The sequence below is a fragment of the Aurantiacibacter sp. KMU-128 genome (genome assembly GCF_056933515.1).
Map to the genome: position 1 here is coordinate 2,442,146 of NZ_JBXORT010000001.1, position 13,282 is coordinate 2,455,427.

13 protein-coding genes are annotated in these 13,282 nt (G+C 63.0%); 6 read left to right on the top strand and 7 right to left on the bottom strand.

The window, feature by feature from the left end:
- Positions 1-94 precede the first annotated feature (94 nt).
- Entirely contained in the window at positions 95-934 is an 840-nt protein-coding gene (locus tag ACS0VV_RS11950; RefSeq protein ID WP_483532919.1) for an energy transducer TonB, read from the top strand.
- Positions 935-1,022: 88 nt separating this feature from the next.
- Here ACS0VV_RS11950 and dut read toward each other — a convergent pair whose 3' ends face one another.
- The 6 genes from dut to ACS0VV_RS11980 form a co-directional block, all read right to left on the bottom strand.
- Positions 1,023-1,481 carry a dUTP diphosphatase gene (gene dut, locus ACS0VV_RS11955; protein WP_483532920.1) on the bottom strand — a complete coding sequence of 153 codons (459 nt, stop codon included), beginning with the start codon at positions 1,479-1,481 and terminating at the stop codon, positions 1,023-1,025.
- Positions 1,474-3,180, bottom strand: a complete 1,707-nt coding sequence (locus tag ACS0VV_RS11960) for a bifunctional phosphopantothenoylcysteine decarboxylase/phosphopantothenate synthase (protein ID WP_483532921.1) — start codon at positions 3,178-3,180, stop codon at positions 1,474-1,476. Before ACS0VV_RS11960 ends, dut begins: the two co-directional genes overlap by 8 nt.
- Positions 3,181-3,265: 85 nt before the next feature.
- Entirely contained in the window at positions 3,266-4,390 is a 1,125-nt protein-coding gene (locus ACS0VV_RS11965) for a hypothetical protein (RefSeq protein ID WP_483532922.1), read from the bottom strand.
- A gap of 32 nt (positions 4,391-4,422) precedes the next feature.
- The gene (locus ACS0VV_RS11970) at positions 4,423-5,568 is read right to left on the bottom strand and encodes a hypothetical protein (RefSeq protein ID WP_483532923.1); all 1,146 of its coding nucleotides are present in this window, start codon (positions 5,566-5,568) and stop codon (positions 4,423-4,425) included.
- Positions 5,556-7,112: a 2-polyprenylphenol 6-hydroxylase gene (ubiB, locus tag ACS0VV_RS11975; RefSeq protein WP_483532924.1), complete on the bottom strand. Its 1,557-nt coding sequence runs from the start codon at positions 7,110-7,112 to the stop codon at positions 5,556-5,558. Before ubiB ends, ACS0VV_RS11970 begins: the two co-directional genes overlap by 13 nt.
- Before the next feature lie 3 nt (positions 7,113-7,115).
- Positions 7,116-7,847 (bottom strand): class I SAM-dependent methyltransferase, encoded by a 732-nt coding sequence (locus tag ACS0VV_RS11980; RefSeq protein ID WP_483532925.1) that lies wholly within the window; start codon positions 7,845-7,847, stop codon positions 7,116-7,118.
- A 55-nt stretch (positions 7,848-7,902) separates the two neighbouring features.
- Here ACS0VV_RS11980 and mutM point away from each other — a divergent pair, with 55 nt between their 5' ends.
- The 5 genes from mutM to ACS0VV_RS12005 all read left to right on the top strand — a co-directional run bounded on the left by mutM (position 7,903) and on the right by ACS0VV_RS12005 (position 12,490).
- Positions 7,903-8,718 carry a bifunctional DNA-formamidopyrimidine glycosylase/DNA-(apurinic or apyrimidinic site) lyase gene (gene mutM, locus ACS0VV_RS11985; RefSeq protein WP_483532926.1) on the top strand — a complete coding sequence of 272 codons (816 nt, stop codon included), beginning with the start codon at positions 7,903-7,905 and terminating at the stop codon, positions 8,716-8,718.
- A gap of 290 nt (positions 8,719-9,008) precedes the next feature.
- Positions 9,009-9,269, top strand: coding sequence for a 30S ribosomal protein S20 (gene rpsT / locus ACS0VV_RS11990; RefSeq protein ID WP_483532927.1), 261 nt, complete (start codon positions 9,009-9,011; stop codon positions 9,267-9,269).
- Between the two features lie 493 nt (positions 9,270-9,762).
- Positions 9,763-11,223, top strand: coding sequence for a chromosomal replication initiator protein DnaA (gene dnaA, locus ACS0VV_RS11995; protein ID WP_483533546.1), 1,461 nt, complete (start codon positions 9,763-9,765; stop codon positions 11,221-11,223).
- A 132-nt stretch (positions 11,224-11,355) separates the two neighbouring features.
- Positions 11,356-12,156, top strand: coding sequence for a HesA/MoeB/ThiF family protein (locus tag ACS0VV_RS12000; protein WP_483532928.1), 801 nt, complete (start codon positions 11,356-11,358; stop codon positions 12,154-12,156).
- 4 nt (positions 12,157-12,160) lie between these two features.
- Complete coding sequence (locus ACS0VV_RS12005; RefSeq protein WP_483532929.1) at positions 12,161-12,490, top strand: hypothetical protein; 330 nt, start codon at positions 12,161-12,163, stop codon at positions 12,488-12,490.
- Positions 12,491-12,523: 33 nt separating this feature from the next.
- Here the strand turns inward: ACS0VV_RS12005 and ACS0VV_RS12010 are convergent, their stop codons facing one another.
- Positions 12,524-13,216: an NAD-dependent deacylase gene (locus tag ACS0VV_RS12010; protein ID WP_483532930.1), complete on the bottom strand. Its 693-nt coding sequence runs from the start codon at positions 13,214-13,216 to the stop codon at positions 12,524-12,526.
- Positions 13,217-13,282: the final 66 nt, after the last annotated feature.

The following is a 13,282-nucleotide window of genomic DNA, read 5'->3' on the forward strand; positions in this document are numbered from 1 at the left end:
TTTCCGTTTGGACAGATGAGAAAAGGGCCTTCTGCGGATGCGGGGGAGGATCTTTTGTCTTGCTGCCTGCAAGTCATCGAATAGGCTGGCGCAGATGAAGCGTAGCCTCCTCCTTATTGCTGCTTTGGGGTTTCCCAGCACACCGCTTTTCGCGCAAACCGCGTCTGGTGGGGTGGAGATATATGCCGAGACAGCAAGGTGGCAGGTCGCGCTTGACCGCGACGAATGCATCCTTCGCAGCCGGGCGAGCATCGGGACGCCTATGCTGGTGCTCCGGCGCTCTGTCCGCAGCGATATCGACCTGCTCATAGAACTAACCCCAAGTTTGGACTTGGAAGAACATCGCTGGTCGCTCGGAATGGTGATGGACAATTATTCGGAAAGCCTCGGCCTCACCAATCAGGGCAGGCGGCTGCAAGTCATCGGCCTTGGCGCAGACTTTGCTGCCGCATTTGTCCGCAGCTATTCGCTGGATGTCGTGTCCGGCGAAGAAGCGCATTTCGCTATCGATCTGGCGGGGTCAGCCGCCGCCTTCCGGGCATTCGAAAACTGTGCAGGCGGCCTGTCCGAACAGCGCACGCAGCCCACACTTCCTCCTGCCCCTCCGCGCCGATTGGTGCCCGGACCCGATCTGACGCCGCCATTGCCTCCGTCGAGAAGCGTAGCGCCTATTAGCATGACGCGATGGATCACAGGCAATGATTTGCCTACACATATGAGCGGAGAGGGACGTGTCGGGTTCAGAGTGACGGTAACGCCTCAAGGCCGCGCGCAGGATTGCGAGATCACGGAGTCAACCGCTGGCGAACGGCTTGATGAATTCACATGCTCAATGATCGAAAGGCGAGCCCGTTTTGACCCGGCCACCGATGCGCGGGGTAATCCTATCGAGAGCGTCTGGACGAGTGTGATTGAGTGGCGGATGCCCCAATAAATCTCGGTATGTGTCCGCACTGACGAGGTGGTTGCAACCTCGAGAGGCCGGTGATCCAGATTAGGAGCAGGCGGAAAAAGCTCTAGTCTTACAGCTTCGCATGCCCGCCCGTCGAGCCGAACCCGCCGCTTCCGCGTGCGGTGTCGTCCAACTCTTCAACCTCACTCCAAGCCGCCAAAGTCACCGGCGCCAGCACCAGCTGCGCAATCCGGTCGCCGCGTGCGATGACGAAATCGGTATCGCCCAGATTGATCAGGATCACTTTCAGCTCGCCGCGATAGTCGGAATCGATGGTGCCCGGCGTGTTGGGCAGGGTGATGCCGTGCTTCAATGCGAGGCCGGAGCGCGGGCGCACTTGCACTTCGTAGCCTTCGGGGATCGCCAGCGCAAAGCCGGTCGCCACCGAATAGCGCATTCCCGGCGTCAGCGTCACATCCTCGGCGGCGAGCACATCCATCCCTGCCGCGCCGTCGGTGGCGTAGCTGGGCAGAGCGAGGCCTTCACCGTGGGGCAGACGCTTGATCTGCACGCCTACCGTGTCAGGCATCGACGGTCAGCCTTTCGGCGATTTCGGTCACGAGTTTCATGGCAACGTCCTGTTTGGTCATTGCCTCCCAATGCTCGACCTGGCCTTCCTTGACCAGATGCACCTGGTTGTCATCCCCGCCCATCACGTCGCCGGAGACATCATTGGCGACGATCCAGTCGACGCCCTTGCTCTTGCGCTTCTTGCGGGCGTTATCGACCACATCGTTGGTCTCTGCGGCAAAGCCGATCAGCAGTTCGGGCCGGTTCTGGCTGGCGGCAACACCGGCGAGAATGTCGGGGTTCTCGGTAAGGATCAGCGCGGGCGGCGCGGCGCCGCGTTTCTTGATCTTGCTGTCGACATAATCGCGCGGACGCCAATCGGCGACGGCGGCGACCATTATCGCGACATCGGCGGGGAAAGCCGCCTTCACCGCCTCGGCCATTTCCTGCGCGCTGCCGACATCGACGCGGTCGACGCCCAAAGGCGTGCGCAGGTTTACAGGGCCGGAAACGAGCGTGACTTTCGCCCCCGCCGCAGCCGCTGCCGCCGCGATGGCATAGCCTTGCTTGCCGCTCGACCGGTTGGCGAGATAGCGCACAGGATCAATCGGCTCATGCGTCGGCCCGGCGGTGACGAGCACGTGCTTGCCGTAAAGCGGGCGGTGTTCGATATCGCCTTCGAAGCCGGGTTGGCCGGCGAGCGGATCGAAATCGTCATAGGCCTGGTCGAGCCCGCCTTCGCTGCGCGAATCGACCGGATTGATGCCCCCACCCTGAAAAGCAAGTGGATTGACCGGCGCTGCCGCTTCCTCGCCTTCGAAGGGTTGCGGCGCGGCCTGACGGGCGTTGACCGTGTGGTTGATCGCCTCGCGATCGGTGGGCGGCGCGGCGCTGGCGCTGCCTTTCTTGGCGAAGAGGTGTTCGGCGCCGGTAAAGTCGGGTTCGGGCAGTTCGGGCCCTTCGACGATGCCTTCGGGCAGTTCCATATCGGCGAAATCGTCGTCGTCTTCCTCGACAGGCTTTTTCGCCGCGCGCGGGATGATCGAGGAGAGCAGGCCGCCAAGCCCGCCTCCGCCGTAGGAGCTTTCCTCCTCGTGCTCTTCCTCGCCCCATTCGGGATCATTGTTGCGGCGCGCGAGATAGGCGGCGATGTCGGGGCTCGCCGCGCCCGCATCAATGCCCAGCGCATTCGCGATCTCAAGCCACACGGCTTCGGGTTCGGGCAAGCGCCCGGGGCCGAATTCGCCACAAGCCATGTCGCCCATATCGGGCTCCATCACATGGACGCCGCTGGCGCGCAGCGTCTCGACATTGCGCACCGTCGCCTCGTGCTGCCACATTTTCACATTCATCGCCGGAACCGCCATTACCGGCTGGTTGGTGGCGAGCAGCATGGTGGTGGCGAGATCATCGGCAATGCCCGCCGCCATTTTGGCGAGCATATTGGCGGTGGCCGGGCAGACGACGACAAGGTCGGCCTCACGGCTCAGCTGGATATGGCCGATTTCGCTTTCGTTTTTCAGATCCCACAGCGTGGTGTGCACCTGGTTGCCTGACAGGGCAGCGAGCGACATGGGGGTGACGAATTGCGCCCCGCCCTCGGTCAGCACGCAAGTGACATCGGCCCCACCGCGCTTGATCAGGCGGACAAGCTCGCAGGACTTATACGCGGCAATACCGCCGCCTACGACAAGCAGGATTCGGGGATTGGTCGACATACCCTCCGGTTCAGCATTGATGCGTTGCTCTAGCAAGCCATTCGTGTCCGCTCTACGTCCAAGCGGATGCCTTCGCAAATGATGGTTAAGATTGGCTTAGTTGTTGTGACGGAGTTTTTGCTCGCAGAGCGTGCAGCAGATCGCCAATGGCTCGCGGTGCGAAGGCCAACCCCGCGAGATAGAGCGGCATGGCAAGCTGCACCCAGTAGAAATTCTCGGGCCGCGCAAACAACGCAACAGCGGTGAGGAAGCCTGCGAACCACAGAGCGGCGAAGAGGCCCATGCGCCCGCCCAGCGCCAGCCAGCCGAACAGCGGCAGAATAAGCAGCGCAGGCTCCAGCCATGCGGGCACGAAAGGAATGGCGCTCAGCTTGGCGAGCGCGGAGAGCGGCAGCATGATCCCGGCAAAGGCGTTCCAGCCAGGCGATACGGGATCGCCGGGCAGCCGCGCGGCCTCTACGCCCATGGCGTGGAGATACATTCCGATGACGAAGAGGAGAAGCACGCCGCCCACAGCCGCCGCCTCTTTCCAGCGCCGCTGCACCAGCGCGAAGGCGAGCCACAGCAGCACGAAGGGCGCGCTCAACTCGCGCACGGCGAGTGCAAGCGCCGCAAACACCAGCGCGGGCCACCACCGCGCCGGCGAATAGACAAGCAGCGCGAGCGTCAGGCACAGTCCCGCGACGACTTCGTGGATCAGCGGCGCTTGCGGAATAGTGAGGCCGATGCCGCCCAGCAGCATGGCAAGCGCCGCGCCGATCCGTTCGGGCAGCCGCGTGGTGCCTTCCAGCCGCTTCACCAGCAGGATGATCGCAATCGGCAGCGCGGCGAAGAGGATATAACCGAGCATTTCCACGCCGATCCAGCGATGCGCCATGGCGAGCGTCGGCTGGCGCACGGTGACAAAGGGCGCGGTGGGATAATTGTTCGCCCGCTGCTCGGCGAGCGCGGCAGTGTAGTAATTCTCGCCCGCGACCACCCGCTCCGAAATCCGGCGGTAGAGCGCGATATCGCCATCGCCTTCTTCGAGCTCTTGCGCCTGCCCGGTAGGCGCATCCGCAGCGGCGTCATCGGGCAGCGAAGCGGCTATGCCATACGCCATCATTCCCGCGAGCAGCGCCAGCAATCCCGCCGCCAGCGCGCGCGAGGCGCGGCGCAAGGGACGCTCCATTGCTTCCCACCAGCCAACAGGGTCATGCCAGATGCTCATGCGCGCCCTTGTGAACGCTGCGCGTTACCGTCTCAATAACCGCGCGCCGAATTCCACAGGCTGGCAAGCGCGCGCGGGGTAAAGGCGAGGCCGACGAACCACACCGGCATGATGAGCAGAGCCCAATAGAAATTCTCGTACCGCCCGGTGATCATGAACATGATGCCGTAGCCGGTGCAGAGCAGCAGGCCGGTGAGGCCGAAATCGCTGCGCCAACCGGCCCAGCCGATCAACGGCAGCATGGCGAGTGGCGCGGCAAGCCATGCGGGCAGCAGATAGAGCGGGCTGGTGAGCACGATCTTGGACGTCCAGCCGCCCAGCCCCAGCAGACTGAGCCAGCCGGGCGAGGCCGGGTCTACCGCCCTGGTGACGTCGCTCACGGCGTTCATGTGGAACGCCATCATAACTCCAAAAGCGATCATCAAACCTGCCCACGCCGAGGCTTCTAGCCGCCTGCCCTGCATGAGCGCGAGCGTTCCCATCAGCATGACGAAAGGCAGCGCCAGCTCGCGGATCGCCAGCGCCAGCGCGGCAGCGAGCAGCGCCCAGCCCCATTTGCCGGGACGATAAAGGCCGAGCGAAAGCGCGAGCAGCAGGCCAGCCCACACCTCGTGCAGGACGAGATATTGCGGTTTGATGGTCATCGTGGTGCCGAGAACCACCAGCAATAATATGTAGCGCAGCTGCCCCTGCGTCCCGGGCACATCGCGCAGCCGGTAATGCCACGCGACCAAAGTCCCGCCGAGCAGGATCACGGCGAGCGGCAGCAGCGCCCATTGGCCGATGGTTCCGGTCACCACAGCAAGCGTCGGCAGCCGCACCGCGACACCCGGGCGCAGCGGATATCCCCGCGCGCGCTGCTCCTCGGCGGCGACTTCGTAGTAGCCCTCGCCCGCGCCAACTCTCTCGGCAATCGCGGCATAGAGCGCCAGATCGGTGTCGCGCTGGCGGGTAACGGGAGCGGCCTCAGGCGCTTCCGTTGCGCTTTCTGCGGTCTGGACAGAGCTTGGTTCGGCGGGGAAATGGCGGTCGGTCTTGGTATCGCTTGCAGTGACACCAGCGGTGAGGAGCAGAAGGGCAAAGAAAGCCAGCACCAACATTGCCGCTCCGGGTGCCAGACTGGCGAACCGGTCCCACTTCTGCGGGCGCGGGCGGATGCGGGATGTCAGCCGAGCCAACCGGCAAGGCTCCCTGCATAAACCGCCGCACCGCCCATAAGGACCGCGAGCACATAGCCCAGCCAGCCGCGACTTTTGCGTTCGCGCCGCTCCCAGATCAGCTCGACGTCATCAAGCGGTTGCTGCTCGGGCGCGCCTCCCTTGGCGGGGAAGCGGTCTTCGATGCGGCGGACGAGATCGGGGATGCGCAGCAGCGTGCCCATATCGGTGCGCAGCCGGTCGGCAATCGCGGCTTCGGGGCCCAGCTCGTCGCGGATCCAGCTGCGGACATAGGGCGCGCTCGTCTCCCACATATTGATCGCGGGATCGAGCTGGGTGGCGATGCCTTCGACCATCACCATGGTCTTTTGCAGCAACAGCAGATGCGGCTGCGTCTGCATATCGAAATCGCGGGTTATCGCGAACAGCCCGTCGAGCATCTGGCCGACCGACAATTCGCTCACCGGCTTGCCGCGCATCGGTTCGCCCACCGCGCGCAAGGCGGTCGCGAATTCGCCGACATCGTGATAGCTCGGCACATATTGCGCCTCGAAATGGATTTCGGCGACGCGGCGGTAATTGCCGGTGATGAGGCCGTAGAGAATCTCCGCCAGCCATTGCCGCGCGCGCAGATCGATCCGGCCCATGATCCCGAAATCGATGGCGACGATGGTGCCATCGGCTTTCACGAACAGATTGCCCTGGTGCATATCGGCGTGGAAGAACCCGCCCGCAATCGCCTGCGTCAGGAATGCGAGCACCAGCCGCTGCGCCAGATCGGGCAGGTCGTGCCCCGCCGCCACCAAAGCCTCGCGGTTGGAGATTTTGACCCCGTCGATCCACTCGATCGTCATCACCCGGCCATTGGTGCGATCCCAGTCGATATCGGGAATGTGATAACCCGCCACCCCGCGCATCGCCTCGGCGAGTTCGGAGGCAGAGGCCGCTTCGCGCCGCAGGTCGAGCTCCTGGTTGGTCCAGCGCTTGAAATTGGCGATGGTGAGGCGCGGGCGCAGCCGCTTGGCCTCGCCGCCCAAAGCTTCGAGATGCGCGGCGGCCCATTCATAGGTGGCGATATCTTCGGCGAATTTCTCGCGGATGCCGGGGCGCAGCACCTTGATCGCAACATCGCGCCCCTCGGTGGTGACCGCCTTGTGCACCTGCGCGATGCTCGCGGCGCCAACCGGCTCTTCATCGACATGGGAAAACAGCTCTTCCAGCGGGCGCTCGAAACTGCGCTCGATCTGCTCGCGGATCTGCGCGAACGGCACCGGCGGCAGGCTGTCTTGCAGGCTGAGCAGATTATGCGCTGCTTCGTCGCCGACAAGGTCGGGCCGCGTGGCGAGCGTCTGCCCCAGCTTGATCGCGGCGGGGCCGATAGCGCGGAACGCGCCCGCATAGTCAGGCTCGCGCGGCTGCACTGTGCCGAAACGGGCAACACGCATAAGGCGGCGGACTTGCGGCGGCGTATTGGCATCGCGCTCGATCCCGCGCAGCGCGCCGTGGCGCGCCAATGTCCTGCCCCATTTGAGAAGGCGGAAGATATGCGTTGAAGGACGCGTCACGCGTTAAATCTTCCATCCCGAATGGATATTCACCGCACCGCCGAGAATTTGCTCCACCCGCGTGCGCGCAAAGCCCGCATCGCGGATCATCGCTTCAAAGTCGGCGGGCTTGGGGAAGCGGCGGATGCTTTCGGCGAGATAGCGGTAGCTGTCCTCGTCACCCGCAATCGCCTTACCGATCTGCGGCATGAGCTTGTGTGAATAGAGATCGTAGACCTCTTTGAACCCGCCCCATTCGGTGGTGCTGAATTCCATGCAATAGAACCGCCCGCCGAATTTCAGCACGCGGTGCGCCTCGCGCAGGGCCTTTTCGATATAGGTCACGTTGCGGATGCCGAAAACGATCGTGTAGGCATCAAACTGTCGGTCAGGATAGGTCAGCTCCTCGGCGTTCTGGCACGACCATGAGAGGCCATCGATGCCACGCTCCATCGCCCGTTCGATCCCGACATCGAGCATATCCTGATTGATATCGGCGACCACCACTTCCGCCCCGCGCCCGGCCATGCGGAAGGCGATATCGCCGGTTCCGCCCGCCATATCGAGTATCGCTTCGCCCGGCTGCGGCTTCACGCGGCGCACGAACTGGTCTTTCCACAGCCGGTGCATCCCGCCCGACATGGCATCGTTCATGATGTCGTATTTGGCAGCGACATTGGAAAAGACCCCGCCCACGCGGGCAGTATGCTCTTCCGGGGCGACATCTTCGTAGCCGAAGGAACGGGTATCATTCATGGGTGCCCACTTAGGGACAATTGCCCCTCGCGCAAAGGGTGTTAAAGGCTGTGCCATGCCGGAATTACCCGAGGTAGAAACGACCGTGCGCGGTCTGGCGCGATTTATGGACGGCGCGCGGATCGAAAGGCTGGTGCTGAACCGCCCCGATATGCGCTTTCCCTTCCCCGGAGGACTGGTGCAGGCGATGACCGGCGCGCGCGTTGCCGGCCTTTCGCGCCGTGCCAAGTACGGGTTGATCCATACCGACCGTGATCGCACGCTGATCTTTCACCTTGGCATGAGCGGGCGCTGGCGGATTGATCCCGAGGCGCCCGACAAGCACGACCACCTGCTGATCGAAACCGCGCGGCACCGTTTCGCGCTCAATGACCCGCGCCGCTTCGGCTATGTCGATCTGGTCGACACACCTGCGCTTAATGAATGGCCCGCATTCGCCGCGATGGGGCCGGAGCCTTTGGGAGAGGCGCTGACCGCAAAGCATCTGCGCGCAGCGATCAAGGGCCGGAAGCAAGCGATCAAACTGCTGCTGCTTGATCAACACGTGGTCGCTGGGCTCGGCAATATCTATGTATGCGAGGCGCTGTTCCGCGCAGGGATACATCCCAATAGGCGGGGCGGCCTGGTCTATACACCTGCGCTCGAAAGGCTGGTGCCCGCCATTCGCGATGTGCTGTCCGAATCGATCCGCGACGGCGGCTCCTCATTACGCGACTATGCCCGTCCCGATGGCGAGCTGGGCTATTTCGCCACCAATTTCCGCGTATACGGGCGTGAGGGAGAGCCGTGTCTCAACGGCGATGGCGGCGTTATCAGGCGCATCGTGCAGGGCGGGCGCAGCACGTGGTTTTGCCCCGTTTGTCAGAAGTAAGGGTTATTCTTGGTTTTGGAGTTTTGTTTTTCGAAGCGGCATCCGCCGCTTCGTCCTCGCTAGACGCGCTCCGCTACGCTACGCGCCCGCTGCGGTCGCCCGTTCGGGCTCGGTCGGCTGCTGGTCGCAGCCGATTTCAGCGCCTTCGCAAAGCCCATCCAACAACACTTGCCTTTTGCCGATACACAAACTAACAGGCGCGCTTTCCGGGCGCTTATGCGTCCCCTTTACCGATTCTAACAGGATAACCGACCGGCCGTTCGCGGACGGCTGAGAGACAGGACTGAATAATGGCCAATACGCCGCAAGCCCGCAAGCGCATCCGTCGCAACAACAAGCGCGCCGCAATCAACGGTGCCCGCAAGAGCCGCATCCGTGGCTTCATCAAGAAGGTCGAGACAGCCTGCACCGAAGGCGACAAGAAGACCGCTGAAGATGCCCTGCGCGCAGCCCAGCCGGAAATCGCTCGCGGTGTTGCGCGCGGCGTGATGCACAAGAACACGGCTGCGCGGAAGATGAGCCGTCTGAGCAAGCGAATCGCTGCTCTCTGATTGCTCGCTGATTCGCCGGTGACGAGCTGCTGATTCGCAAATCGGCAGGCGATTTCCGGAACGAAATCGGAACAAATTTCGAAGAGGTCGGGACATGATCCCGGCCTCTTTTTTGTGCAGCTGCGAAGCCGTTGGGCGCGCACCGCGCGAATCCTAGGAAATTCAACGATTCGCGAGACTGTCACAAAACTATCGTTATTTTCCAGTGACATGAACGGAAGTCTGCGGCCTAGCACGCTGTCAATGGCCTTTATTTTAATAATTTTGTCACCATGCACTTGCCCGCGTGGCTGATCTGTTCATAACAGAATCCGGCTGCGGCGTTCTCTGCTGCTGCCACTACAAAAGAGCTTATCGACGAAACAGGCTGGTGCAGGCAGCGCGGCACCGGGCGGGGAAGCTATGTCTGCTTTGGCGAGGCAAAGGTTCTACGAGGATACAGGGGGACGCCTTCGGGCGCTCAGATGGACGGGGTTTTTTAGGAATGATCAGGATGGGCCCGCACAGTGCTCGCTCGGACGCCGCGAGCAGTGAGGAAGCGAAGAAGGAAATGGAAGAACGCGAAGCGCTGGATCTGGCAGCGGACTGGGCGGATATTTGTCAGGGGCTGCGCAAGGATCTGGGGCACCAATTGTTCAGCCAGTGGATCAAGCCGATCCAGCTGGGCAAATTGAACCGCGAAAACGGCACGCTCGATCTTTTCCTGCCTACCGAATTTGCCGCCAATTGGGTGCGCGAGCGGTATCACGACCGGCTGTCGCTCGCTTGGAAGATCGCTTCGTCCACCGTCCGCCATATCGCCATTCAGGTGCATCCCGGCCGCCGCAAGATCGCCGATCTCGATCTGCGCGGGCATGACGGTTTCGGCCACCGTGCCGCCAATGATGCGACGCTGGCGATGGAATCGATCGGCGATGACGGGTTCACCTCTTCGGTCGGCCTCGATCCCTCACAAACCTTCGCAGCTTTCGTCACCGGCAGCACCAATGTGCTCGCCAAGAATGCGGCGGAGCGGATGGCCAAGGCCGAAAAGCCGCAATTCAGCCCGCTCTACCTCAAGGCTGCCACCGGCCAGGGCAAAACGCATCTGATGCACGCGATTGGCCACGCCTATCTGCAAGCCTTCCCGCGGGCGCGCATCTTCTACTGCTCGGCAGAGCGTTTCATGGTCGAATTCGTGCAGGCGCTGAAATCGAACGAGATGATCGAGTTCAAGAGCCGGCTGCGCGCCTTCGATCTGCTGCTGGTGGACGATATCCAGTTCATCATCGGCAAGGCCGCGGCGCAGGAAGAGCTGCTCTACACGATCGACGCGCTGCTCGCCGAGGGCAAGCGGCTGGTCTTTGCCGCCGACCGCGCGCCGCAAGCGCTGGACGGTGTCGAGCCACGCCTCCTCTCGCGTTTGTCGATGGGCCTCGTCGCGGACATCCAGCCTGCTGACATCGAGCTGCGCCGCGCCATTCTCGAATCCAAGCTGACGCGCTTTGCGCCATTGGAAGTGACCGACGATGTGATCGACTTCCTCGCCCGCACCGTCAGCCGCAATGTGCGCGAGTTGGTGGGCGGTCTCAACAAGCTGATCGCTTACGCGCAGCTGACGGGGCAGGAAGTCTCGCTCCAGCTGGCCGAGGAACAGCTGACTGATATCCTCTCGGCCAATCGCCGCCGGATCACCATCGACGAAATCCAGCGCACCGTGTGCCAGTTCTACCGTATCGACCGTAGCGAAATGTCATCGAAGCGCCGCGCCCGCGCCGTGGTACGCCCGCGTCAGGTGGCGATGTATCTGTCGAAAGTGCTCACGCCGCGTTCCTATCCGGAAATCGGGCGCAAATTCGGCGGGCGCGACCATTCGACGGTGATCCACGCGGTGCGCCTGATCGAGGATCTGCGCGAACGCGATGCCGATATGGACGGCGATGTGCGCAGCCTGCTGCGGCAATTGGAAAGCTAATTCGAACAGAATTTCCACTGGCAATACCAGTGTTGTCGACAGGGTTCTCAAAGGGCCCTGCCCACAGGTTCTGCACCACTAACACACACCCTATCGACAGGCTCTCCCCAGCCTGCCAACAGGGCTGCGCACATGGCCGAGACACCGCATCCGCTAACCGAAGAGCGCCTGCAGCGCTTTGCCCGCCATATCGTGCTGCCCGAAGTCGGCGGCGCGGGACAGGCGGCTTTGGCGCGCAGCCATGTCGCGCTGATCGGGCTCGGCGGAATCGGCGCACCGGTGCTGCAATATCTCGCTGGCGCAGGGATCGGGCGCTTTACGCTGGTCGATGATGGCGATGTCGAGGCGAGCAATCTCCAGCGCCAGACTATCTACACCACCCGCGATATCGGCCACGGCAAGGCAGTAGGCGCGCGTCGCTGGCTCGCCAATTTCGATGAGAAACTGGTCGCGGAGATTCACGACCGGCGGATCGATGCTGGCAACGCCGCAAGCCTGATTGCCGGGGCCGATCTGGTGATCGACGGCACCGACAATTTCGCCACCCGCCTCGCCGTCTCCGATGCCTGCGTTGCCGCGCGCATTCCACTGCTGTCGGCTGCGGTTGGACGCTTTCAGGGCCAGGTCGCTGCCTTTCAGGGCCATCTCGAAGGCGAGGCCTGCTATCGCTGCTTCGTCGGCGATGCCTTCGATGCCGAGGATTGCGACACCTGCGCCGAAGACGGCATTCTGGGTGCGATGGTCGGCTGGGTCGGCACCTTTGCTGCGATGCAGGCGGTGCGCATTCTCATAGCGCCGCAGATGGGCAAAGCCGATTGGGGCAAGTTGCATCTGATGGATGGGCTGAAGCCGGGGATGCGGGTGCTGACAATCGCGAAAGATCCGGGGTGCACGGGGTGTGCTCCCGGCGATTCCGGACAAGGGGAAGGATAGGCCGATGGCCCGCAAGCGCCGCTATGACTGGGAAACCGAGGAACCGGAAGAAGCACCCCCGCCGCCGCCCTGCTGGCTTTGCGGCAGGCCCACTACCGTATCCTCGCTGGTCTGGCATCACCCCATCCCCAAAAGCCGCGGCGGGCGCGAGACCGTGCCGATGCACGCAATTTGCCAGAACACACTGATTACCAATTTTACCAATTCCGAGCTCGAGCGGCACGGGATGCATGTGGACGGGTTGCTAGCCGATCCGGCGGTGGCGAAGTTCGTCGCGTGGGTGGCCAAGAAGGACCCCGATTTCAACGCGGCTCCGGCGAAGAAGGGGCGGTGAGCGAGAGGCAATGGAGCCCGACTGCAAGGGCGCTTAGGTGGAGAGCATCTCCTCCAACCACTCCGGCACCAGTTCACTCGCCGGGCCGAGCCGTGTTTCGTCGAACCATTGCGAGCCTGCGCTTCGCTCTAGGTTCAGCTCCAAAGTCCGCGCGCCAGCACGGTTCGCTTCCTGCACAAAGCCTGCGGCCGGATAGACCGCGCCCGATGTGCCAATGCTGACGAACAGGTCGGCCCGCGCAATCGCGGCGATAATCTCGCCCATGCGATAGGGCATTTCGCCGAACCACACGATATCGGGCCGCAGCGCCACATCGCCGCAGTTGGGGCATGGCGGGCCGTCGCGCAAAGTGCCGTGCCAGCGATGGCGCGCATCGCAGCTTTGGCACCAGACCGAGAGCCCCTCCCCGTGCATATGCAACACGCGCCGCGCACCGCCCCGCTCATGCAGATCGTCGATATTCTGGGTGACGATGAGCAGTTCGCCCGGCCATGCCGCATCAAGCTTGCCCAAGGCAAGATGTGCCGGGTTCGGTGCCGCCGCGAGGATATTCGCCCGCCGCTCGTCATAGAAGCGCTGGACGAGGTCGGGATTGGCGGCGAAGCCCTCAGGCGTCGCCACTTCCTCCACCGGATGGTTCTCCCACAGGCCATCCTCGGCGCGGAAGGTCTTGAGGCCGGATTCGGCGCTGATCCCCGCGCCTGTCAGGATCACGATGTTTTTCATGCCCTAGTTTCTCTCGTCATGCCGAACTTGTTTCGGCAACCATTGTGCCGCACAGAGCGGACTGCG

What these genes read in the sequence shown, in the direction of transcription:
- ACS0VV_RS11950 (WP_483532919.1), top strand. Translation starts at nt 95, where the DNA reads ATGAAGCGTAGCCTCCTCCTTATTGCTGCTTTGGGGTTTCCCAGCACA.
- dut (WP_483532920.1), bottom strand. Translation starts at nt 1,481, where the DNA reads ATGCCTGACACGGTAGGCGTGCAGATCAAGCGTCTGCCCCACGGTGAA.
- ACS0VV_RS11960 (WP_483532921.1), bottom strand. Translation starts at nt 3,180, where the DNA reads ATGTCGACCAATCCCCGAATCCTGCTTGTCGTAGGCGGCGGTATTGCC.
- ACS0VV_RS11965 (WP_483532922.1), bottom strand. Translation starts at nt 4,390, where the DNA reads ATGAGCATCTGGCATGACCCTGTTGGCTGGTGGGAAGCAATGGAGCGT.
- ACS0VV_RS11980 (WP_483532925.1), bottom strand. Translation starts at nt 7,847, where the DNA reads ATGAATGATACCCGTTCCTTCGGCTACGAAGATGTCGCCCCGGAAGAG.
- mutM (WP_483532926.1), top strand. Translation starts at nt 7,903, where the DNA reads ATGCCGGAATTACCCGAGGTAGAAACGACCGTGCGCGGTCTGGCGCGA.
- rpsT (WP_483532927.1), top strand. Translation starts at nt 9,009, where the DNA reads ATGGCCAATACGCCGCAAGCCCGCAAGCGCATCCGTCGCAACAACAAG.
- dnaA (WP_483533546.1), top strand. Translation starts at nt 9,763, where the DNA reads ATGGGCCCGCACAGTGCTCGCTCGGACGCCGCGAGCAGTGAGGAAGCG.
- ACS0VV_RS12000 (WP_483532928.1), top strand. Translation starts at nt 11,356, where the DNA reads ATGGCCGAGACACCGCATCCGCTAACCGAAGAGCGCCTGCAGCGCTTT.
- ACS0VV_RS12005 (WP_483532929.1), top strand. Translation starts at nt 12,161, where the DNA reads ATGGCCCGCAAGCGCCGCTATGACTGGGAAACCGAGGAACCGGAAGAA.
- ACS0VV_RS12010 (WP_483532930.1), bottom strand. Translation starts at nt 13,216, where the DNA reads ATGAAAAACATCGTGATCCTGACAGGCGCGGGGATCAGCGCCGAATCC.